This window comes from Oricola indica, assembly GCF_965227485.1.
GTDB classification, from domain to species: Bacteria; Pseudomonadota; Alphaproteobacteria; order Rhizobiales; family Rhizobiaceae; genus Oricola; species Oricola indica.
This window is the reverse complement of sequence record NZ_OZ245747.1, coordinates 1401650-1424037: the sequence shown is the minus strand read 5'-3', so window position 1 is coordinate 1424037 and position 22388 is coordinate 1401650. Positions and strand designations below refer to the sequence as shown.

The window sequence follows — 22388 nt, the reverse complement described above, 5'->3', positions numbered from 1 at the left end:
TACTTTAACGGAAAAGGCCCGATCGCTTTCGCGACCGGGCCCGTATTGGGAAAGCGTTTGCGGCTTACTTGTAAACCGGCAGGGGCTCCGGCTGGTAGACAACTTCGACCGGCCGCTCGCAGCCGCCAAACTTGTAGCGCAGGCCCGCCTTGACCTGGTGCGAAGTCATGCCGCCGTCATGTCCGTAACCCGTGTTGTCCACGGTGCCGAACATCTCGCCGCTGGTGATGTGCTGGTACTTGTAGCCGACATCCGCCGCGAGGCTGCAGCTGATATCCACCGAGACACCTGCCATGAGGGCATAGGCAAAGCGCCAGTCATAGCCACCCTCGTGCCAGACGGTCGGGTCGCAGTTGCCCGGATTGCCGGTTTCGCAGGCCGTATTGCCCAAATCGCTCCAATGGACATAGGAGCCGCCGAAGCCGCCGCCGACATAGGGCGTGACGCGGCCATAGGTTCCAAGATCGACATAGGCATTCGCCATCAGCGTCAGTGCGGAGAACGTCGCGATATCCGTCGATGTGCAGTCGAGCGCCACGCCGCAGGACCCGAGCGTGTAGCCTGTGAACTTTCCATTGCCGGTCCAGTCGGCGGTCACGTCGGCGCGGAAGAAATTGTTGACCTTGTAGCCGACGCCGCCACCCACGGTGAATGTGCTGCGGAATCCGGACGAGAAGATCGAATTGGTAAGCAGAAGCGGATCGTCGGTTGCGATCGCGTAGTGCCCGGTATGAAAGATGTTGTAGGAATAGCCCACATCACCGCGCAGATACCATCCCGACACGGGAGCGGGAACATGCTCCGGCGCCTTGAAAATCGGCGTTTCGATAATCGGGGGTTCGTAGATGTCTGCCGCCATTGCGGGCGCGACACCGGCAACGGCGAGCGTCGCGCCGCAAAGCAGGTATTTCGCTGCAGTCTTCATGGTCTGATCCTTCCAACAGCCCTGGAACTCGGTAAAACAGGCTTATCGCAAACCTCGAGCGCTATACTGGTCGTGAAAAGTTAAAACGCACTTAACCCTGTTTTTTTACCGTGTTTGTTGACCATAAACGGCGCAGACAAACAAAAACGGCGCCTCGCGGCGCCGTCTGAAAACGTCGATTTCGGAAACGTCAGGCGGCTGTCTTCTGCCCCGCAATCACGCCGACGATATCGTCGACGACCTGCTCGACAATGGCGCGGTCATCGCCTTCCGCCATCACCCGGATCACCGGCTCGGTACCCGACGGACGAATGACGAGCCGCCCGTCACCCAGACGGCTGCGGCCGTCATCGATCGCCGATTGCACCTGTTTGTTCTCAAGCGGTTTGCGGCCGGAGAACCGGACGTTCTTGAGCACTTGCGGAACCGGTTCGAACTTGCGGCACACCTCGCTTGCCGGCTTGCCGGCGGCGCGGATGCAGGCGATCACCTGCAGTGCGGATATCAGCCCGTCGCCCGTGGTCGAATAGTCCGACAGCACGATGTGGCCCGACTGCTCGCCACCGACATTGTAGCCATGCGCGCGCATATGTTCGACGACGTAACGGTCGCCGACCTGGGTGCGCACCAGCTCCAGATTTTTCGAAGCCATGAACCGTTCGAGCCCGAGATTGGACATCACGGTTGCGACCAGACCGCCGCCGGTCAGCCTTTCGCGCCGGTGCCAGTCTTCCGCGATCAGCGCCATGAGCTGATCGCCATCCACGACCGTGCCATGCTCGTCGACGATCAGCATCCGGTCCGCGTCGCCATCGAACGCGATGCCGAGATCGGCGCGTACCTCATGCACCTTCTTCGAAAGGCCGAGGGGATTGGTCGATCCGCAATCCAGGTTGACGTTGAAACCGTCCGGTTTGTTGTTGATGGTCACGACCTCGGCGCCAAGCTCCCAAAGCGCAGCGGGAGCCGCCTTGTAGGCCGCACCATTCGCGCAATCGAGCACGAGGCGCATGCCGGACAGCGTCATTTCCTTCGGGAAGGTCCGTTTGGCGAATTCGATATAGCGGTAAAGGTCGCCCTCGACGCGCTGCGCACGACCGATCTTGTCGGGCTTCGCCATCTTCGACGACAGGTCCTTGCCGAGCAGCCGCTCGATTTCGAGCTCAATGGAATCGGAAAGCTTGTAGCCATCCGGTCCGAACAGCTTGATGCCGTTATCGTGGAACGGATTGTGGGATGCCGATATCATCACGCCGATATCGGCGCGCAACGACCGTGTCAGCATCGCGACGGCTGGGGTCGGAACCGGCCCCAGCAGGAAAACGTCCACGCCTGCGGCCGTGAAGCCGGCCACCATGGCGTTCTCGATCATGTAGCCGGACAGGCGCGTATCCTTGCCGATCACAACCCGATGGCGATGGCCACCGCGCTGAAACGCCACGCCGACGGCCATGCCGACCTTCATGGCGATCTCTGCCGTCATCGGGTGTTTGTTGGCCGTGCCCCGGATACCGTCGGTGCCGAAATAATTTCTTGTCATGAGATGCCCGTCGAGCGCCCGTCTTTTCGTGTCCCCTGCCCGCGCACCCGTATACACCACGCGACTCCATGAAAAAAGGCCGCCGAAGCGGCCTTCCTCAGGCATTGCGGACCACGGTTAACCCTGCGGCTGCGGCTCCATTCCGCCGGTGTCAGGCTCGTCGCCCTTGTCGGTCTTCTCCTTGGAGCCGGCCTTCGGCACGGCGGAACCCCGCGAAGGCGGCGTGTCGTCGCCCATGTCGCGCGAAGGCTTGCGACCAGCCAAAAGATCCTTGATCTCGTCGCCGGATAGCGTCTCGTATTCGAGCAGGCCTTCGGCGAGCGTGATCCAGTCGTCTTTCTTCTCGGTCAGGATACGACGCGCCTCGGCATAAGCCTCGTCGACCAGCCGACGAACTTCCATGTCGATGATCTGGGCGGTGTCCTCGGAAATGTTCTTCTGCTGGGCAACGGAATGCCCGAGGAACACTTCCTGCTGGTTCTCGCCATAGGCGACCTGACCGAGCTTGTCGGAGAAGCCCCACTGCGTAACCATGGCACGCGCCAGCTTCGTCGCCTGCTCGATGTCGGAAGCGGCACCGGAGGTGATGTTCTCCTTGCCGAACTTCAGCTCCTCGGCGATACGGCCACCCATCATGATCGCCAACCGGGAGATCATGTATTTGTAGCTCATCGAGTAGCGGTCGCCTTCCGGCAACTGCATGACCATGCCCAGCGCACGCCCGCGCGGGATGATCGTCGCCTTGTGGACCGGGTCAGAAGACGGCACGTTCAGCGCCAGGATCGCGTGACCGGCCTCGTGATAGGCGGTCAGCTGCTTTTCTTCCTCGGTCATGGCGGTGGACCGGCGCTCCGCGCCCATCATCACCTTGTCCTTGGCGTCCTCGAATTCCTGCATGGTGACAAGACGCTTGTTGCGCCGCGCCGCCATCAGGGCAGCCTCGTTGACGAGGTTCATCAGGTCCGCGCCGGAGAAGCCCGGCGTACCACGCGCGATGACCTTGAGGTCGACATTCGGCGCAAGCGGAACGTTGCGCACATGCACCTTGAGGATCTTCTCGCGGCCGATGATATCCGGATTCGGCACGACCACCTGGCGGTCGAAACGGCCGGGACGCATCAGGGCCGGGTCAAGCACGTCGGGGCGGTTGGTGGCCGCGATCAGGATGATCGACTCATTGGCCTCGAAACCGTCCATCTCGACAAGAAGCTGGTTCAGCGTCTGCTCACGCTCGTCATTGCCGCCGCCGAGACCGGCGCCGCGATGACGGCCGACCGCATCGATTTCGTCGATGAAGATGATGCAGGGCGAATTCTTCTTGGCCTGCTCGAACATGTCGCGCACGCGGCTCGCGCCGACGCCGACGAACATCTCGACAAAGTCCGAACCGGAAATGGTGAAGAACGGAACGTTCGCCTCGCCGGCGACCGAACGCGCCAGCAGCGTCTTGCCGGTTCCGGGCGGTCCGACGAGCAGCACGCCGCGCGGAATCTTGCCGCCGAGACGCTGGAACTTCTGCGGATCACGCAGGAACTCGACGATTTCTTCGAGATCCTGCTTGGCCTCGTCGACACCCGCCACATCGGCGAAGGTGATACGGCCATGCGCTTCCGTGAGAAGCTTGGCGCGCGACTTGCCGAAGCCCATTGCACGCGAACCGCCACCCTGCATCTGGCGCATGAAGAAAATCCAGACGCCAAGGATGATGATCATCGGCAGCCACGTGAAGACGTAGGAGAGGAACGAATTCGAACCGTCATTCTCCGGCCGGGCACGTATTTCCACACCCTGACTCTCGAGCCGCTCGACAAGATTGTCGTCGCCGGGAGAATAGGTCTGGAAGCTGGCGCCGGAGTCGCTGTAGGTACCGCTGATCTGGTCGCCCGCGATGGTCACCGTCTTGACGCGGCCGGTCGAGACGTCCTGCAGGAACTGCGAATAGGAGACTTCGCGGCTCGACGTCGTCGTCGGCTGGTTGTCGAACATGTTGAACAGTGCGATCAGCATCAATGCGATGATCGCCCACAACGCGAAATTTCGATAATTCGGATTCATATCTGTCTCGTTACTGTGCCGCTCCGCGATCCGGCGGCGAACCTTGTCTCAAACATAGGTGCGAAGTCCGACATTGCCAAGGCAATCGGGCTTATCTGCGACGTTTCTGATCAATCAAGGTAACCGGAAATCGGCGGAGACGGGAATCCGGGTTCGCCGGCGCGATCAGCCAGCGCCTGCGCGACATCGAAATCGGGGCTTGGCAGCAGGTGGTCGTATCCGTAGCCGCCGCCACGCCGATTGCGTTGCTCACGGCCAATTCGCACCCGGCCGCCAACCTTCGAAAGAAGGCAGCCGGCCGCCGTCATCCGCTTGCCGGGCGCTGCCTCCCGGCAGAAAGCGGCCACCTTTTCCACGAGCGGGACCGGCGGCAGATAGGCCCCATGCCCGACCCAGCTCAAAACGACCGAGAGCGCCAGCACGAAGCCGTCTGCGGCGGGCGCGAAATCACATTGGAGTTCGGCGGTGCGCGCGTCGCTGTCGAAACGCCAGAGCCCGTCATCGCCCAGCATCGACGCAGCGTTGCGGGCTTCGGCCCGACGCGCTTCGAAAGCCGCGCGAAATGTCTCGGCATCCATCGTCGCGACATCTTCGCCGCGCACGCGAACCCGTTCGAAGCGCATATCGCAATTGGACGGATCGTCGATCCAGGTCTGCCCCATTCCGGAAAGCCAGTCGCGCAACTCACTTCGCCGACGGCCGATCAGCGGGCGCACAAACCATGTCCGGCGCTCATACAGCGTCGCAGGCGCGATGCCGGATAGCCCCCGCCCCGCACCGCGCTTGCCGCGCATCGCGACTGTTTCGGCCTGGTCATCCAGCGTGTGACCGGTGAGTATGGTGCTGCAGTCATGCGCGGCGGCGGCTTCCGCGAGCAGGCGATAACGCGCATCCCGCGCGGCGGCTTGCAGCCCCGTTGCAGGCTTTTCGCCGCGCCATTCCTTGATCTCGTGGGAAATGCCGAGCTTCGCGCAGACGTCTCCGGCCAGTCGCGCCTCGGCAGCGGATGCATTGCGCAGGCCGTGATCGACGGTAACCGCAACAAGGCGCCCTGCCTCGCCGCGCGCGTCAAAATAGGCGTAGGCGAGACGCAGCAAGGCTGTCGAGTCGCCGCCGCCGGATAGGGCGATCGCGATGCGGCTTCGCGGGTCGAACTGAATTGAGGAAAGGGTGCGCCAGACAGGCGCGGTCAGGCGATCAGTGCTTAGCACTGCGCTCTGGAACGCTCTTCGGCGATCCGGCCGCGGACGTTCGGGGACATGTCCGGGTAGCTTGATTGAGCATCGGCAAAAGTGACGCAGGCGACGTCGCGGTCGCCGAGATCGAGCATGATCTGGCCGATCTTGAGCAGGGTTTCAGGCGCTTTCTGCGTATCGGGGTAGCTCTGACGCAGGGCGATGAAAATCTCCACCGCCTCTTCGAGACGGCCCTGTGCGCGCACGCTTTCTGCCAACCAGAAGCGCGCATCCGGCACCAGCGGGTCGCTCGGGAACAATTCGACGAAGGAACGGAAAATCCCTTCGGCAACATTGTAATCGCCATTGAGCACGTTCTCGTAGCCGGACCGGTAGTACACTTCCGGATCGTCCGGCGTGTTCACGCTGGCTACCGAAGATCCATCGACGGCCGAGTCGATTGTCTCCTGGGAGAAATCCACCGACCCGTCGACAACATTGCCTTGCCCGTCGACCGTCAACGTCCCCAGATTGCGCGGCTGTTTCCCGAGCACCGTGCCGCCGCGTCCGTTTTGGGCGGTCGCGGTCTGCGGCGCGGCGGGCTGTGCGGCCGGCGGTTCCGGTACCGCCTCGGCGGTATCGGTCGGCGCGGATAGCGCGGGCAGTGCGCTGTCGCCGGCATCCGTCTGGTCCGAGTTTTCGAGTTCCTGGAAGCGGAACTCGTTGTTTTCCTGCATGCGGCGCAACTGTTCCTGGAGTTCGAGCATCTGGAACGTCAGTTCCTCGATTTTCCCGTTAAGTTGGCGCACCTGTTCTTCCAGCTGGTAGACGCGCGGATCGGCGGCTTGCGCCACCTCGTAGCTGCCCGACGGCAGCTTGCGCGCCTCGCCGGCCTGCGCTCCCCATGCGGCCAACGTGGCAACCGCCAGCACCGCACTGAATAATCTCGGCATTGATACCATTTCGAATAAGCACCCCGCTATCATGGTTAAGGCCGTCAAGCCTGTAACACTAAGCGGTCAAGTTCGACAAAACTTTGTCTTGGACCCCAAACAAAAAAAGCGGCCGAAGCCGCTTTTTCATTTCGCATCGGGCGACGATCAGCTTCCCGGGCCACCCAACTGGGTGACCGCGCGGCGGTTTTGGGACCAGCAGGAGATATCGTCGCAGGTCGCCACCGGACGTTCCTTGCCGTAGGAAATCGTGCGGATGCGTGCCTGATTGACCCCGCGCGCGGCCAGGAAGTCGCGCGTTGCGGCGGCGCGGCGCGCACCGAGTGCGATGTTGTATTCGCGCGTGCCGCGCTCGTCGGCATGGCCTTCGATCGTGATCGAATAGTTCGGATACTGGTTGAGCCACTGAGCCTGACGCGCCAGCGTCTGCTGGGCATCGGCGCGGATCGCCGAGGAATCCGTATCGAAGAAGATACGGTCGCCGACATTGACGGTGAAGTCCTGAGACGTGCCCGGCGCGGCATTGTTGAGGCCGAGTTCGCCCGGATTGTTGGGCAACGGCTTCTTGCTGGCGCAGCCGGTGACGGCAAAGCCTGCAACGAGCATGATCGCGATGAGCTTGATCGGGGCTGTTGGAATTCGGCGCATGGCCGCTTCTCCTGGATTTGAACGAATTCGTTGAAGCTTTGGTAACCCTGTCGAGGTTAACCGCCGTTCAAGAAAGAGGGTTAATCGACCGTAAACCGGCAGCGTGGCTGCTTGCCGCGATATGGCGGAAATGCGGCGGCTTCGAGACGCCCTACTCCAATAGTGGCGACCATGCCGGGTCGGATCCGAACTCGGGCGTCCGGATCGCACGCTCGTTCCGGCCTGTCAGATCGATGGTGAAAAGCTGCGGACCGCCGCTGCCGGCCGCCTCGCGGAAGAACATCAGTACCCGACCATTCGGCGCCCATGTCGGACCTTCGTTGTGGAAGCCGGTGGTCAGGATACGCTCGCCCGATCCATCCGGCCGCATGACGCCGATCGAGAACTGCCCGCCGGACTGTTTCGTGAAGGCGATCAGATCACCGCGCGGCGACCACACCGGTGTCGAATAGGATCCGTTGCCGAAGGAAATGCGCTGCGGTTCGCCGCCGCCGGCACCCATCACGTAAAGCTGCTGGCGCCCGCCGCGGTCGGATTCGAACACGATCCGCGAACCGTCCGGCGAAAAGGAGGGCGACGTGTCGATCGCATTGGAGTTCGTCAGCCGGGTCGTGCGGCGCGTGCGCAGATCCATCGAATAGATGTTCGCGTTGCCGCCCTGCTGCAGGCTCATGATGACCTGCTGGCCATCCGGCGAGAAGCGGGGGCTGAAGGTCATGCCCGGGAAGTCGCCGACAAGCTCACGCTGGCCGGTCTCCAACTGCAGGAGATAGACCTTCGGCTCGCCCCCGGCGAAATCCATATAGGTGATTTCCTGTCGCGTCGGCGAGAAGCGCGGCGTCAGCACGATATCGTCACCGCGTGTCAGGTAACGGACATTGGCGCCGTCCTGGTCCATGATCGCCAGTTTCTTGACCCGCCTGTCCTTCGGCCCGGACTCGGACACGAAGACGACGCGCGTGTCGAAATAGCCCTTCTCGCCGGTCAGGCGCTGATAGATCGTGTCGGCGATGATATGGGCGACACGCCGCCAATTGTCGCGATTGGTGAAGAACTGCTCGCCAAGCATCTGCTCCCCGGCGAAGGTGTCCCACAGCCGGAATTCCGCCCGCAGCCGACCGTCGCCCTCCTCGATGACACGGCCGATGACCAGCGCCTGCGCGTTGATCACGCGCCAGTCCTCGAAACGCGGTGCGACATCGGGATTGGAGACCTTTTCGATGAACGCGCCCTTGCCGATCGGCGCGAACAGGCCGGAGCTTTGCAGGTCGGCGGCAACGACGCCCGATATCTGCGCGCCGATCCCGTCCGACGAAATGAAATCGGTGATCGCGATCGGCAATGGCTCGATATTGCCCTTGTTGATGTCGATCTCCACCAGCGCGCGGGCCGGCTGGCCGCCAAGCGCGAAGGCCGTCATGGCCATCGTCACGAAGGCGATCAGTCGCAGGGTCGGTTTTCTCATTTCTTCAGTCCTTCCTGTCCCACGGTTTTCCGTTCGTCTCTCGGGAAGTTTGGGTTATCTGAACATCTCGCTCGGGTCGAAATTTACTACCACGTCCTGCCAGGCGTCGTATTTCTCAGCTGGCAATTGATATCCCCTGTTTCCGCATATCAAAATTGCCCTACGCGCACTCTCGTCGAGTTGCCGATTGCCGGATGCTTTGGTCACACGCGGGTTTCCCTCAACATTTCCCGACCTTGTAAGCCGGAACTGTATTGATACTTCCATCCCGGTTTGACCATGCATATTGGGCGGCACTGACCAGCACGCCTGGATCTGGTTGCGCAACGCATCCATTTCGCTTTGCGTCAGCTCGGATCCGCCCGTATTGCGCTGACCGCCGAGCGACGCCTGCTGGTTGGTTCGCTGCGCGCCGCCGCCTGAAGCCTTTTCCTGGTTCAGCAGCGCCGCGACCTCGTCCTCCTCGGACTTGTTGTCGGGGGCGGGAGGCGTCGACTGGGCCTGCCTTTGCGGTTCGCTTTCGCGCCGCTCGTCGGTCTTCGCCGTTTGCGCCTGCGGCCGTTCCGGACGTATCGCCGGGACCGGCACCTGGTCGGGCACGCGGGTCTGCGGCTCCGCCGGAAGGGGCTCGGCTTCCTGCGCCACATCCGGAACCGGATCGGGCTCCACCGTCTGGCGCGGTTCCGGCAAAGCGGCAACCTCGGTTGTTGTGTCGGGCTCCGGCTCGGGCGCGACCTCCTCGACCGGTTCGGGGCGTGGCGCGGGGTCGGGCGTCGGCGCTTCCGAGGGTTTCGGCAACACGGCCTGCTCGACTTCGACGGGCTTTTGCTCTTCGGTTTCAGGCGCGGCCTGGTCGCGCTCCTGATCGCCGAGATTGACCGCGTCTTCGTCAACCGGCGGCTTCTCGGTCGGCAAAGGCGCGGCCGGCCCGTCCTTGCGCGCGTCCTCCGCGCCCTTTTGCACCTGAGTGATCTCCGCCAGCGACACAAGTTCGACCGGCAGGGATTCCACGTCGTCCACCTCGAAGGATTCCGGCGCGCTCAGCGACAGCATCCCCCATGTGAGGACCACTACGTGCAATACTCCGGACGTGACGAGGCCGACCCTCATGATGGACTAATTGTCCTGTTCCTGCAGGGTGACGAGGCCGAGATTCTTGAATCCGGCTTCGTTGATACGACCCATCACCTGCATGATCGTGCCGTAATCCGCATTCTGGTCGCCACGGATATAGATGCGCTCGTCATAGCCGGTCTGGGCGATCGCCTCGAGCTTCGGAACCACTTCGTCGATCGGAATCGCCGTTTCCTGGATATAAATCTCGCCATTGTCGCGGATCGAGATGGTGATCGGCTGCGTGTCGGAATTGAGCGCCGAGGCGCGCGATTCCGGCAGATCAATGGGCACGCCCACCGTCAGCAGCGGGGCGGCGACCATGAAGATGATGAGCAGCACCAGCATCACGTCCACGAAGGGCGTGACGTTGATCTCGGACATCAGCGCCTTGCTGCGTGTCCTGCGCGCGCGTCGTCCGCCGCGCGCACCGCCGGTATTCATTGAAATGGCCATCGGATCACCTGTGTTCCGTTGTCCTACTGCGCCGCTTGTGCGCGGCCGCCCGTATTCATGCGTTCATCGATCTGGCGCGACAGGATGGCGGAAAATTCGTCCGCGAAACCTTCCATGCGCGCGCCAAGCTTGCCCGCATCGGCGATCAGCTTGTTGTAGCCGATGACGGCGGGAATGGCCGCGACGAGACCGAGAGCAGTGGCCAGAAGCGCTTCCGCGATGCCCGGCGCCACGACCGCGAGATTGGTCGATTCAGAGCCGGCGATCGCCTGGAAGGAGGTCATGATACCCACGACCGTGCCGAACAGGCCGATGAACGGCGCGGCCGAACCTACGGAGGCAAGAAAGCCGAGACGGCCTTCAATGGCTTCCATTTCTCGCGCCAGGGCGACATCCATCGCGCGATCGATCCGGGTCTGCAGGCTGATCGGGGACTTCGCCCCCCGCTCGAAGCTCTTCTTCCATTCCCGCATCGCCGCCACGAAGAGCGCGCCCATGCCGCTTGCCTTCTTCTCAGCCAGCGCGCGATACAGTTCCTCCAGGGACTGGCCGGACCAGAACGTATCCTCGAACCTGTTGAACGCCCTGCGCATGCGGCCATAAGCCAGCGTCTTGTCGATCATGACCGCCCACGACCAGACGGAGGCTGCGAGAAGCCCTATCATGACCAGCTTGACGACGAAGCCCGCCTGCATGAAGAGCGCCCAGAGCGACAATTCGGCTCCCGGCGCGGCCATCCCGATTTGTTCCATATCCTGTTACCCCGAGTTCCGGAATTGAGGTTGAAGTCTGCGGCCGGCCCGCGTGCCGGACACGGCGTATCCGCATCCTGGTAGGCCGCTCAGGCTCTCGACGACAATTTGGGTTAAACAAAGGCGTCGCGGAGGCCGTTTTCGAACCTGCCCATTCATGAATCGTTATCGTTAACGGCTCGTTAGTGAAACCGGGCCAATTGCGTTCATTTCATGACATTTCGCCGGAATCGGCGGCATTTGCGTCCCCGGGCGAGAACAGCGCGACCCATTCCCGCGGAAAACGTCGCGGCTTTCCTTCGGCATTGATCAGCGCCGCTTCGACCTTCGCGGCGATCAGCAGCGCGCCGTCGCGACGGATTTCCTGCGCCATCCGGATGCGCGCCTTGCCCAATTCGGCCACCGTGGTGGAAACGGTCAGGATATCGTCGATGCGCGCGGCCGCGCGGAAATCGATCTCCATGCGCCGAACCACCCAGAAGATAGTCTCCCCTGTCTGACCGGCCTGCAACTCAGTGTGATGCACGCCGAGAAGGCGAAGGAAGTCGGAGCGTCCGCGTTCCAGGAATTCAAGGTAGCGCGCGTGATAGACCGCGCCGGAGAAATCCGTGTCGGCGTAATAGACCCGGGCCTGCAATTCATGACCCGCCTCGGTGAGCCGGCCCGACAATGCCGTCATCTCGTCTTTCATAATCTGCACTTGTCCCGTCGCGCCCGGTCTCTCGACGATTTCCGTCGAAGGCGCAACCCCGGCTTCAGGCCGCAAGCGCCATGTCGATCTCCGCGCGGCAATGGATTTCAGTGGTCGAAAAGACGGGCGTCGCGAGGTCTTCAGCGCCGATCAGCATCGGGATTTCCGTACAGCCGAGGATCTACCCTGCGATCCTTTCGCGGTCGAAACCTAGCTCAGCCCGCCGATCAATCCGATCTTCTTCAAGCCTCAGTCTTCCTCGCCAAACAGGTTCGACTGCATGGCGGCGAGGTCCTTCGGCGCGTCCATGCCGAGATGCTTCCAAGCATTCGCGGTCAGAAGACGGCCGCGCGGCGTGCGCTGAATGAAGCCCTGCTGGATCAGGAACGGCTCGATGATGTCTTCGATCGCGTCGCGGGGCTCCGACAACGCCGCGGAAATCGTTTCGATACCGACCGGGCCACCGCCGAAGTTCCTGGCGATCATCGTCAAGTAGCGCCGGTCAAGCATGTCGAGCCCGATCGCGTCGACATCGAGCCGGGTCAACGCCTCGTCGGCGATCTCGCGTGTGACCTCGCTGGCCTTCGCCACATCGGCAAAATCGCGCACCCGGCGCAAAAGCCGCCCCGCGATGCGTGGCGTGCCGCGGGCGCGTTTTGCGACCTCCCGCGCACCGTCGTCGCTCACGGCAAGACCCATGATCCGGGCGCCGCGCCGCACGATCGTCTCCAGTTCATCGGTTGTGTAGAAATCGAGCCGCACCGGAATGCCGAACCTGTCGCGCAACGGCGTCGTCAGCAGTCCCAGCCGCGTGGTCGCCGCGACCAGCGTGAATTTCGCGAGATCGATCTTGACCGATCGCGCAGCCGGCCCCTCGCCGATGATCAGGTCGAGCTGGAAATCCTCCATCGCCGGATAGAGGATCTCCTCGACGGCCGGGTTGAGACGGTGAATCTCGTCGATAAACAGAACATCGCGCTCCTCCAGATTTGTGAGCAGCGCCGCGAGGTCTCCCGCCTTGGCGATGACAGGCCCGGAAGTGGCGCGGAAATTGACGCCGAGTTCCTTCGCCATGATCTGCGCCAACGTGGTCTTGCCAAGACCGGGCGGACCGACGAACAGCACATGGTCAAGCGCTTCGCCGCGCCCGCGTGCGGCCTCGATGAAAACTTTCAGATTGGCGCGCGCCGCCTTCTGGCCGGTGAAATCGTCCAGCGTCTGCGGTCGAAGCGCAACATCGACGTCCTCGCCGCGCTTTTCCGGCGATATGAGGCGGGATTGGTCATTCATGAGGTGTCAATCGCACCCGCAACCGGTCGAGGCAAGACGGGATCACTTCGACAACTCCTTGAGACCGAGCCTGATCAGCTTCGCGCTGTCGGCACCGTCTCCCGCTTCTTTCATCGCCACGGCGACGGCATTCGCGGCCTGGTCGCGGCTGTAACCGAGATTGGAGAGAGCCGAAACGGCGTCGGAGACCGGCCCGCTCGCAACCCCCTCGCCCAGCTCCTGTTTCAGCCCGATCGTGCCGGAGGCGTCCCCGGCGAATGCCGGTGCCTTGTTCTTGAGTTCCGAGACGATGCGCTGCGCCACCTTCGGCCCGATCCCGGGCGCGCGCGCCACCATCGCCTTGTCCTGCAATGCGATCGCATTGGCGAGATCGGAGGGAGACAGCGTCGAGAGAACGGCGAGTGCCACCTTCGCGCCAACGCCCTGCACGCTTTGCAGGAGCCGGAACCACTCGCGTTCCAGATGCGTCGCGAAGCCATAGAGCCTAATCATGTCCTCGCGAACATAGGTCTCGATATGAAGCACCGCCGCCTCGCCCTCGCGCAGTCCCGAGAGCGTGCGCATCGGGCAAAAGGCGACGTAGCCCACACCGTGCACGTCGATGATCGCGTGATCCTCGCCGACCTCGTCGACAGTGCCCTTGAGTTTCCCGATCATGCGGTCGCGAGCCTCGCCTGATGAACCGCGCTCATGCGGTGATGCGAATGGCAGATGGCGATGGCGAGCGCGTCCGCCGCGTCATCCGTGTCGAACGTCGCCTTCGGCATCAGAACCTTGACCATCATGCTGATCTGCTTCTTGTCGCCATGGCCTACTCCGATCACCGCCTTCTTGACGGCATTCGGCGCATATTCCGCCACCACAAGGCCGGCGCGTGCCGGCACCAGCATGGCGATTCCACGCGCCTGTCCGAGTTTCAGTGTAGCGGCAGCATCCTTGTTGACGAAGGTCTGCTCGACCGCCGCCTCTTCCGGCGCATGCGCGTGCAGGATATCGGCAAGCCCATCATGCAACTGGCAAAGCCTGGACGCCAGATCCGCCTTGTCGTTGGAACGGATCGTGCCCGAAGCAACGAAACGCAAGCTGTTGCCGAGGCTCTCGACGATGCCCCAACCTGTCCGGCGCAAGCCCGGATCGATCCCGATTATGCGAATCGCCTGTCCCATATCCATCTCCGCGGTCACGTTAGCCTGTGCCACGGCTTATGTGAACAAAAAGAAAACAAAACACACATCTTGCCCTTGGTCTTCCGGCATGCGAGAGGTCTCGCGTCTCTTCTCTCCGGGAAATTCTCCGTGACCGTTCTGGGCATACCGCTCGACGCGAGCTTCTTCGTGCTGATGGCCGCTGTCGCTGTCGCGGGTATCGTGCGCGGATTTTCCGGCTTCGGCACAGGCATGATCGTCGGCCCTGTCGGCGCGATGACCTTCGGTCCGAAAGTCGCCATCGTCATCCTGCTGGTCATCGACTCGCTGCCGATGATCCCGCTGATCGTCGGCGCCGTGAAGAAGGTGAAACTGCGCGAGCTGGCGCCCGTCGCCGTCGGCTACGCGCTGCTCATGCCGCTTGGCATCTGGTTCCTGAAAACCGGCGATACGGACACGCTGCGCTGGTTCATGTCGGCAGTGATCTTCGTCGCCGTCGCGCTTCTCTGGTCTGGCTGGTACTATCACGGCCCGCGAAACGTGCCGGTCCGGCTCGCCGTCGGCGGCATTTCGGGCTTTCTCGGCAGCGCGGCGGCGATCGCCGGCCCGCCGGTCATTCTCTACTGGATGGCGCTGAGAACCGGCGCCGGCTTCGTACGTGCCAACCTGATCATCTTTTTCGCGATCACGTCGGTCATTTCGGCGACCGGCCTGTTCCTCGCCGATCTCGTGACGAGGCAGGCCGTCACCCAGGGCGCACTTTACGCCCCGGTCTATCTCGCCGGCCTGATGATCGGTGCGCGCCTGTTCGGCTTTTCCAGCGAGGCGACCTACAAGCGCATCGCGCTGACGATCGTCGCCGCCGCCGCCATCCTGACGCTGCCCGCCCTCGACGGTCTGCGCCCCTGACCCGAATACACCCGGTGACCGCTCACGAGCGGCCGGACGATTAGGCGGAGAGCTTTTCCATCACGTCTTCGGCGATATCCTCGTTGGAATAGACATTCTGCACGTCATCATCCTCGTCGAGTGCGTCGAGCAGCTTCATCAAGGTCGAAGCCTTGTCCTCGTCGATGGGTGTGCGGTTCTGCGGCTTCCAGATGACATTGACGGATTCAGCCTCGCCGAGCGCTTCTTCCAGTGCCGAAGACACCGAGCCGATATCCTCGAAGGCGCAGGTAATCGTGTGGCCGTCCTCGTCGGTTTCGACATCTTCGGCGCCGGCTTCGATGGCCGCTTCCATGATCGCGTCCGCATCGCCGGCATCTGGCTTGTAGACAATTTCGCCGACCCGGTCGAACATGAAGGAGACCGAACCGGTTTCACCCAGCGAACCGCCATTCTTCGAGAAACAGGCGCGGATATTGGACGCGGAGCGGTTGAGATTGTCGGTCAGGGCCTCGACGATGACCGCGACGCCGCCCGGACCGTAGCCCTCATAGCGCATCTCCTTGTAGTCCTCGCCGTCGCCGCCCGAGCCCTTGTTGATGGCGCGCTGGATGTTGTCCTTCGGCATCGACTGGCCCTTGGCGTTCTGGACAGCAAGTCGAAGCCGCGGGTTCATGTCCGGATCGGTCGTTCCGCCACCCATCTTCACCGCAACGGTGATTTCCTTAGAGAGACGCGAAAACAGTTTCGAACGGGCAGCGTCGGCACGCCCCTTGCGATGCATGATGTTCTTGAATTTCGAATGACCGGCCATGGTCTCCCCTGTGGTCTCAAAGCTTTGGAAATTGCGCGGCTTATATGAAAGTTCGGGCGCATCGTCCAGCGGGATGAAATCCCAATGTCACCAGCCGGATAATCTCACCGTGGCAAAATGGCGGTAAAAGTTGACAATTTTTATCATGATATTTAGGAAAGCCGTTATCCAGCCAGTTCGCGCCCCCTAGCGGCTCGCGTCAGCCAGACCTCAGAAAAAAGCGAAACATATTTCACGGGGGCTACACATGTCACGCATGTGCCTGCGCGCCGTTCTGGCGAGCACGACTTTCCTTATCGGTCTTCACGGCGCATTGGCGCAGGAAGAGACGGATACCGACGATCAAGCGGTCGCCGAGACCGCAACGCAAAACGGCGATGTCGTCATCCTCGACAAGATCACGATCTTCGGAAACAGACAGGCAACCAAGCCGCTCGACGTGCCCGCCAACATCACCGTGATCGACGGTGAAGTCATCGACGACCGCTTCATCACCGACATGCAGGAACTCGTCCGCTACGAACCGGGCGTAACGGTCAACCGCCAGACATCCGGAACGGATCCTTTCAACACCTTCGGCGGGTTCCGGATTCGAGGCGTCGGCGGTAACCGTGTCCAGATGCTCGTTGACGGCTCGCGCGTTCCCGAAGGGATTATGGACGGCACGCGGGACTATCTCGACTTCAACTTCACCAGGCAGGCCGATATCGTGCGCGGTCCGGGATCGGTCTTGTGGGGTGCCGACGCGCTCGGCGGCATCGTGGCGCTGGAAACCATCGACCCGGAAGACGTCCTCATGGACGGGAAGACGAAGGGTGGTTCGATCGAGTTCGGCTATGACAGCTTCGACAACGAGTTCAACACCGCGCTCACCTATGCGCAGGAACTCGGCCCGGATCTGAGCATCCTTGGCGGTGTGTCCTACACCGCCTCGAACGAGGCGACCCTTTCGAATGCCCGCGCGGATGGCGGTATCTACGGGTGCCCGCGAAATGTCAGCCTCGGCGCGACGCCGTGTAACGAACTGGATCCGACCGACAAGAAGAACTATCGCGGCCTCGCCAAGGCGGTCTACACGCCGAATGGCGACCATCGGTTCGAACTCACAGCGGAATATATGCGCCGCAGGACCGATGTTCAGTTCGATCAGGTTCTCGGGCCCCGCTACGACAACGATCTGGTCCCCACCGGCGAGACCACGTTCGACTACGATCGCGATCTCGATCTCTATCGCGCACACTTCGCAATCGAACACGAATGGCATGTCGGCGCGCCACTGGTCGACGACGTCAGATGGTCGCTCGCCTACACCCCGAACGGTTATGAGCGCACCGGCACGGAATTCATGGAAACCGCCGGTGGCGAGGACGTGATCGCGGAAGACTACCTGTCATATGACGAGGATTTCTTCGAACTCGACATCCAGTTGACCTCCCGGTTCGACACGGGCGGCATCGGACACACCGTGACCTGGGGCTTCGATGGCGACAGAACGCTGACCGACTATCAGCGCATCGACACCGCCTACAATCTGGACACGGACACCGAGACCGAAGAGCGCGGCGGCGGCTTCAACTTCGCCAACGCTACGACAGTTCGAGCTGACTTCTTCATTCAGGACCAGATCGCACTGTTCGACGAACGCCTCGAAATCACGCCAGGTCTGCGCTACGCCTACTACAATCTCGATCCGCGCCCGGACGCCGATTATCAGGAAGTACCGGGTTCCGAACCCGTTCCGGTCGAAAGGGGGACGACACTCTTCGCGATCGGAGCAAATTATCATCTGACCGAGGAATACTCGGTCTATGCCGCCTTCAACCAGGGCTTCAAGATGCCCACCGCCCAGCAGCTCTACACCTCCTTGCCCGGTCCGAACTTCGACCTGATACCGGCGCCCGATCTTCGCCCTGAATCTGTCGACAATTACGAAATCGGCATGCGCGGCGAATTCGACAGGGGGTATTTCTCCGTCACCGCCTTCTATGCGGAGTACACGGATTTCATCCAGAGCTTCTACTTCGTTCCGGGAACCTTCTTCGACATCACCTACCACAATCTGTCCTCGGTGCAGATGTATGGCGTCGAGGCCGCCGCCGCATGGGACGCTGCGGACAACCTGCGCGCCGATCTCTCGCTGACATGGCAGGAAGGCAAGCAGCAGGACGAACCCGGCGATGCCTGGAGGCCTTACACCGCGCCCCCGCTCAAGGGCGTGATCGGGCTCAGCTACACGATGCCGGAATACGACCTGACACTCGATGCCGTGACGACGCTCGTCGCCCCAGTGACCCGCACCTCGAGCGAGGACGCATTCAAACCCGACGGTTACGGTCTGCTCGACCTATATGCGAAATGGAAGCCGACTGAAAATTCGGAACTTCGCTTCGGTGTCCAGAACGTCTTCAGCCAGCGTTACTTCCAGGATGCCGCGTCGCGCTACGATACCGTGGCCGATCCGGCCGGTGCCGCGCTCACCGATCCGATCGAACTCCAGACCGGACCGGGTCGCACATTCCAGGCGGGCTACAAGGTCACTTTCTAGTCCGTTTCGGCGATGCACGTCCTGGTACGAATCCGGGACCTGGCGCGGCAAGACGCGCCAGGTCCCGAGGCACTGTAACCCCAAGAAACCCTGATGCTTGAACGCAACGGTGCGAATGCGGGAAGCGAAGCGAATCGGTGTTAAAGCGGTTGTGACTGGATATTCGCGAGGCGACGCCTAAACTCCTCCATGTAGTCGAGGGAGTTCGCCATGCGCCACCTGACCATGCTGATCGCAGCCGCCGCCTGTCTCGCAGCCATGCTGCCTCCGGCCCTCGCCCAAGGGTCTGGAGACGGACAACCCGTAAGCCAGTGCCTCGCCATTGCCCGCGCGATCCCGCCGGGTGTCCCGAAAGTCATTTTCGCCTCGGCCGAGGCTTCTGAAAATCCGCTGGCGATGAGCGAAGCGGTGACGATCTCGTTCGAGGGGCATTCCACCTACCGCATCGAGACGCCGACCGGCGTGACGGTCGCGACCGACTTTTCCGGTTTCTACGGAGCGGACCCGCTGCCCCGCATCGTCACCATGAACCGGGCGCATTCCTCGCACTACACGCTCAATCCCGATCCAGGGATCGAATATGTGCTGCCCGGCTGGAACCCGGCGGGGCCGGAGCCGGCAGAACATCACGTCGTGGTCGACGACGTTTATGTGCGCAACGTGACGACCGACATCCGCTCATGGGAGGGCGGCATGGTGCCCGACGCCAATTCGATCTTCATCTTCGAGACGGCCGGCCTGTGCATCGGACATCTCGGACATCTGCATCACCAGCTCACCGAGGCCCACTACGCGGAAATCGGACGGCTCGACATCGTGATGGTGCCCGTGGACGGCGGTCTGACCCTGTCACATTCGGGCATGGCGGAAATCACCAACCGCCTGCGCTCCTCCATCGTCCTGCCGATGCATCTGCGCGGCACCTATCTGCAGAACTACCTGCAGCAGATGAGCCAGGAATTCGCGATAGAGTATTTGGATGGCAATTCGATCACCGTCACCATCCGCGACCTTCCGAAACGCCCGACCATCATGGTTCCGTCCAATTTGTCCTTCAGGGGATAGCCTCATCCTTCGAGGAACAGCCATGAACACGAAACATCGCATCCGCCTCGCGCTCGCCTTCGGCCTGTCGCTGGCGCTGACCGCCCAGGCCGGGGCCGTGACCCGGATCCGCGCCGATCTCAACACCTGCGCTACTGTCCAGCGGACAATCATCCGCGACGGTTCGGCCGTCGTGCGCTACCCGTCGACGCGCGTCGCAAACTACTTCCTCTACGATCGCTACGAGAGCCCGAACCGGCAGTGTCCGATCGGAGAGCGCCATGTCGCGCATACCGTGCCGGCAAAGGACAATCCGCGCTGCATCGTCTACAATTGCGAGAGGGTCAAGCCGCTCTTCCCGTTCGACGACGACTTCCCGTTCAACCGCCGCTGAGCGGCCGGTTTCCGACGCCTACCACCAGTCGGGGAACGCCTCGGACAGCCGCGGCCCGATACGAAGCGGGGCGACCTTTTCGGCAAGCCCCGTACGGTCTGATATCTCCACGGCGACGCCGCATATCGTCGCCGGACCGCTCGCTGCCTCGAAACGGCCCTTGGGGATTTTCGACAAGAACCGGTTGAGCGGTTCTTCCTTGTCCATGCCGAGCGAGGAATCATAGTCGCCGCACATGCCCGCATCCGAAAGATAGGCCGTGCCTCCTGACAGGATCTGGTGATCGGCGGTCGGCGTGTGCGTATGCGTCCCGACAACGAGGCTCGCCCGTCCATCGACGAAATGGCCGAAACATATCTTTTCCGACGTCGCCTCGGCGTGGAAATCGAACACGACAGCATCGAACTCCGAGCCGAGCCCCCCGCCAGCAAGCTGCTCCTCGGCGCAGGCGAATGGATCGTCGAGATCGGGCGCCATGAACACGCGGCCCATGACGTTTGACACCATCACCCGCGCGCCGTTCCTCGCCTCGTAGACGCCCATACCCTTGCCGGGCGTGCCCTTCGGAAAGTTCGCCGGTCGGAGAAACTGTGCGTGCCTGTCCGCGAAGACCAGCGCCTCGCGCTGATCCCATGCATGATTGCCCGTAGTCACGACGTCGGCACCGGCGTCCAGTGTGTCGGTGAGGATCGCTTCGGTGATACCAAAACCGCCGGCGGCGTTCTCGCCATTGACGATGACGAAATCCAGCTTGTGATCGGAGATCAGACCGGGAAGCCGCTCATAAACCGCGTTGCGGCCGGAACGGCCGACCATGTCGCCAAGAAATAGAAGTCTCATGCGGATACCTATCCGTGCCTGTCGAAACGGCGCAAGCCCGTTTCCGTGAGGATCGCGCCGAGCGGTACGTCGTGCGGTTCGGCCGGAACCGCCTCGACCTCCTGGCAAGAGAAGGCCACGCCGACCAGTTCGGGCGTCCGTCCCATGGACCGCAGACGCGCGATCGCCCGGTCATAATGCCCCGCGCCATAGCCGATCCGATTGCCATTGCCGTCGAACGCCGACAGGGGAACCAGCATGAGCGCGGGATCGAGAATCTCCGCATCTTCGCCCGGTCCCGCGGTCCCGAAGCCCGTATCGACCATTTGCGCGCCACGCACCAGGTCGCGGAACACGATTGTCTCCCGATCCAGAACGACAGGCAGGCAGAGCCGCGCACCTCTTTCGCGCATCGCGAACAACAGCGGCCTGATGTCGGCTTCCGAGCGGATCGGCCAGAAGCCGGAAACGACCGAACCGGGTTCGAACACGATGCCCGCGCCATGCTCGGCCATGGCGAGACTCATTTCGATCCTGGCATCGATCGGCAGCGCATCGCGCCGCGCGAGACACTCGCGACGGATCGATTTCTTCAGCTCTGAGGGAGAAAGCGCCACGGCCCCGCCATTCGCCGTTGGATGAGTATTCGGTCCGACCACAACAACCGGTGGAAAGCGGCATCCCGGGAACCTACTTTTGTAGGTGGGCGCCGTATATCCGAGCCCACGAGCTCGGTCAGGGACAGCTCCCTAGAGATGCGTAAGGCCCCGGGGAAATTGTTTCCTGCCGAGAAGCGCAGTCGGCCGAAATTTCGATATAGGTCTAAGCCTCGACGAACACCAGTACCCGTCAGGCCAATTTCGTTGCCACCGACTCGATCTTGCCGGCCACCGACAACAGGCGCTCCTTGAGGATGTCGTCAACGCTGTCGGCGCGCTGAAGCGCCTCGTCGCGGGTACGCCGCAGCGATTCCATCTCCGCCTCGAGCCCGGTCACGCGTTTCTGGAGTTCGACGAGTTCGTCCATCACCATGATGCTCGCCATCACGGTAAGACGCTGGTCTCCGATTTCGCCGAAGGATTTCTTGAGGTGGCCGACATACTGGTCGAAGCGCCCGGCGAGATCCTGGAGATGCTCCTCCTGTCCGGGATCGCATGCCATCCGGTAGGCCTTGCCGTCGATGCTGACTGTGACTTGGGACATGGAACTGGGAACTTTCTGTGCAGTGCCGGTGCGATTACCGATCAAGGACCGCGCGAATGGTCTCCATCGCCGTGACGAGCCGACGCGAGACCTCCTTGTTGACGTCTTCCAGACGCTCGGCGCGCGCTTCCGATACGTCCAGTTCACCCGCGAGCCGACCGCGATCGGAGTTCATGCGCTGCACTTCCTCCTCCGCATCGCGGTAATTTTCGCGGACTTCGACCTGGCGGTCCACCGCGTCTTCCAGCGACAAGACCGCCTTGTCGAGCCGGTTTAAAACTTCCGAGAGCGTCTGTTCAGATGCCATGCCGGATTACTCTCAATCTCCCCGCCAAGGCGAACGCCTTTGCATTTGAGGGCCTTAGGTCGAAGCCATAAGGCAGTGCATAAAGGTAGCCGCTTCGCGACGCCTTTTCAAATGCCGTCAGCGCTAACCCACAGGACAGAACGAACCGCGATCACGCGGCCCGGGG

At 62.1% G+C, this 22388-nt stretch carries 23 protein-coding genes and 1 other RNA gene; 4 read left to right on the top strand and 20 right to left on the bottom strand.

Going from position 1 to position 22388, the window contains the following annotated elements:
- Window positions 1-64: 64 nt before the first annotated feature.
- The 14 genes from ACQK2M_RS07240 to ruvC all read right to left on the bottom strand — a co-directional run bounded on the left by ACQK2M_RS07240 (window position 65) and on the right by ruvC (window position 14229).
- Window positions 65-925 carry an outer membrane protein gene (locus tag ACQK2M_RS07240; protein ID WP_223475983.1) on the bottom strand — a complete coding sequence of 287 codons (861 nt, stop codon included), beginning with the start codon at window positions 923-925 and terminating at the stop codon, window positions 65-67.
- Between the two features lie 190 nt (window positions 926-1115).
- Window positions 1116-2465 (bottom strand): phosphoglucosamine mutase, encoded by a 1350-nt coding sequence (glmM, locus tag ACQK2M_RS07235; RefSeq protein WP_223475984.1) that lies wholly within the window; start codon window positions 2463-2465, stop codon window positions 1116-1118.
- Between the two features lie 117 nt (window positions 2466-2582).
- On the bottom strand, window positions 2583-4520 hold the full coding sequence (gene ftsH / locus ACQK2M_RS07230) for an ATP-dependent zinc metalloprotease FtsH (protein ID WP_223475985.1): 1938 nt from the start codon (window positions 4518-4520) through the stop codon (window positions 2583-2585).
- Window positions 4521-4630: 110 nt separating this feature from the next.
- Window positions 4631-5731: a tRNA lysidine(34) synthetase TilS gene (tilS, locus tag ACQK2M_RS07225; RefSeq protein WP_425417233.1), complete on the bottom strand. Its 1101-nt coding sequence runs from the start codon at window positions 5729-5731 to the stop codon at window positions 4631-4633.
- The gene (gene ybgF / locus ACQK2M_RS07220) at window positions 5725-6648 is read right to left on the bottom strand and encodes a tol-pal system protein YbgF (protein ID WP_425417232.1); all 924 of its coding nucleotides are present in this window, start codon (window positions 6646-6648) and stop codon (window positions 5725-5727) included. The genes tilS and ybgF overlap by 7 nt, the downstream gene beginning before the upstream one ends.
- A gap of 147 nt (window positions 6649-6795) precedes the next feature.
- Window positions 6796-7296 (bottom strand): peptidoglycan-associated lipoprotein Pal, encoded by a 501-nt coding sequence (gene pal, locus ACQK2M_RS07215; protein WP_223475988.1) that lies wholly within the window; start codon window positions 7294-7296, stop codon window positions 6796-6798.
- Between the two features lie 151 nt (window positions 7297-7447).
- The gene (tolB, locus tag ACQK2M_RS07210) at window positions 7448-8722 is read right to left on the bottom strand and encodes a Tol-Pal system beta propeller repeat protein TolB (RefSeq protein WP_223476117.1); all 1275 of its coding nucleotides are present in this window, start codon (window positions 8720-8722) and stop codon (window positions 7448-7450) included.
- 93 nt (window positions 8723-8815) lie between these two features.
- Window positions 8816-9871 (bottom strand): cell envelope integrity protein TolA, encoded by a 1056-nt coding sequence (locus ACQK2M_RS07205; protein ID WP_425417231.1) that lies wholly within the window; start codon window positions 9869-9871, stop codon window positions 8816-8818.
- A gap of 6 nt (window positions 9872-9877) precedes the next feature.
- The gene (gene tolR, locus ACQK2M_RS07200; RefSeq protein WP_425417230.1) at window positions 9878-10330 is read right to left on the bottom strand and encodes a protein TolR; all 453 of its coding nucleotides are present in this window, start codon (window positions 10328-10330) and stop codon (window positions 9878-9880) included.
- 23 nt (window positions 10331-10353) lie between these two features.
- A complete protein-coding gene (gene tolQ / locus ACQK2M_RS07195) occupies window positions 10354-11082 on the bottom strand; it encodes a protein TolQ (protein WP_425417229.1) in 729 nt (242 codons plus the stop codon).
- Between the two features lie 211 nt (window positions 11083-11293).
- Window positions 11294-11773 carry a tol-pal system-associated acyl-CoA thioesterase gene (gene ybgC / locus ACQK2M_RS07190; RefSeq protein ID WP_425417228.1) on the bottom strand — a complete coding sequence of 160 codons (480 nt, stop codon included), beginning with the start codon at window positions 11771-11773 and terminating at the stop codon, window positions 11294-11296.
- 249 nt (window positions 11774-12022) lie between these two features.
- Complete coding sequence (gene ruvB, locus ACQK2M_RS07185; protein ID WP_425417227.1) at window positions 12023-13063, bottom strand: Holliday junction branch migration DNA helicase RuvB; 1041 nt, start codon at window positions 13061-13063, stop codon at window positions 12023-12025.
- 42 nt (window positions 13064-13105) lie between these two features.
- Window positions 13106-13720, bottom strand: coding sequence for a Holliday junction branch migration protein RuvA (gene ruvA / locus ACQK2M_RS07180; RefSeq protein ID WP_425417226.1), 615 nt, complete (start codon window positions 13718-13720; stop codon window positions 13106-13108).
- A complete protein-coding gene (gene ruvC, locus ACQK2M_RS07175) occupies window positions 13717-14229 on the bottom strand; it encodes a crossover junction endodeoxyribonuclease RuvC (protein WP_425417225.1) in 513 nt (170 codons plus the stop codon). The genes ruvA and ruvC overlap by 4 nt, the downstream gene beginning before the upstream one ends.
- 129 nt (window positions 14230-14358) lie before the next feature.
- Here ruvC and ACQK2M_RS07170 point away from each other — a divergent pair, with 129 nt between their 5' ends.
- On the top strand, window positions 14359-15117 hold the full coding sequence (locus tag ACQK2M_RS07170) for a TSUP family transporter (protein ID WP_223475996.1): 759 nt from the start codon (window positions 14359-14361) through the stop codon (window positions 15115-15117).
- Window positions 15118-15157: 40 nt separating this feature from the next.
- On the opposite strand, the gene ACQK2M_RS07165 is transcribed toward ACQK2M_RS07170, so the two are convergent.
- Window positions 15158-15910, bottom strand: a complete 753-nt coding sequence (locus ACQK2M_RS07165) for a YebC/PmpR family DNA-binding transcriptional regulator (protein WP_425417224.1) — start codon at window positions 15908-15910, stop codon at window positions 15158-15160.
- A gap of 247 nt (window positions 15911-16157) precedes the next feature.
- Here ACQK2M_RS07165 and ACQK2M_RS07160 point away from each other — a divergent pair, with 247 nt between their 5' ends.
- The 3 genes from ACQK2M_RS07160 (at window position 16158) to ACQK2M_RS07150 (ending at window position 19893) form a co-directional block, all read left to right on the top strand.
- Window positions 16158-18455 (top strand): TonB-dependent hemoglobin/transferrin/lactoferrin family receptor, encoded by a 2298-nt coding sequence (locus ACQK2M_RS07160; RefSeq protein WP_425417223.1) that lies wholly within the window; start codon window positions 16158-16160, stop codon window positions 18453-18455.
- Window positions 18456-18665: 210 nt separating this feature from the next.
- The gene (locus ACQK2M_RS07155) at window positions 18666-19520 is read left to right on the top strand and encodes an MBL fold metallo-hydrolase (RefSeq protein WP_425417222.1); all 855 of its coding nucleotides are present in this window, start codon (window positions 18666-18668) and stop codon (window positions 19518-19520) included.
- 22 nt (window positions 19521-19542) lie between these two features.
- Window positions 19543-19893: a hypothetical protein gene (locus ACQK2M_RS07150; RefSeq protein ID WP_425417221.1), complete on the top strand. Its 351-nt coding sequence runs from the start codon at window positions 19543-19545 to the stop codon at window positions 19891-19893.
- 18 nt (window positions 19894-19911) lie between these two features.
- Here ACQK2M_RS07150 and ACQK2M_RS07145 read toward each other — a convergent pair whose 3' ends face one another.
- The 5 genes from ACQK2M_RS07145 to ACQK2M_RS07125 form a co-directional block, all read right to left on the bottom strand.
- Window positions 19912-20733, bottom strand: coding sequence for a TIGR00282 family metallophosphoesterase (locus tag ACQK2M_RS07145; RefSeq protein WP_425417220.1), 822 nt, complete (start codon window positions 20731-20733; stop codon window positions 19912-19914).
- An 8-nt stretch (window positions 20734-20741) separates the two neighbouring features.
- A complete protein-coding gene (locus ACQK2M_RS07140; protein WP_425417219.1) occupies window positions 20742-21329 on the bottom strand; it encodes a 5-formyltetrahydrofolate cyclo-ligase in 588 nt (195 codons plus the stop codon).
- Between the two features lie 31 nt (window positions 21330-21360).
- A non-coding RNA gene (gene ssrS / locus ACQK2M_RS07135) (6S RNA) lies at window positions 21361-21517 on the bottom strand.
- Window positions 21518-21561: 44 nt separating this feature from the next.
- The gene (locus tag ACQK2M_RS07130) at window positions 21562-21915 is read right to left on the bottom strand and encodes a cell division protein ZapA (protein ID WP_223476003.1); all 354 of its coding nucleotides are present in this window, start codon (window positions 21913-21915) and stop codon (window positions 21562-21564) included.
- 34 nt (window positions 21916-21949) lie between these two features.
- Window positions 21950-22222: a DUF4164 domain-containing protein gene (locus ACQK2M_RS07125; RefSeq protein ID WP_223476004.1), complete on the bottom strand. Its 273-nt coding sequence runs from the start codon at window positions 22220-22222 to the stop codon at window positions 21950-21952.
- Window positions 22223-22388 lie beyond the last annotated feature (166 nt).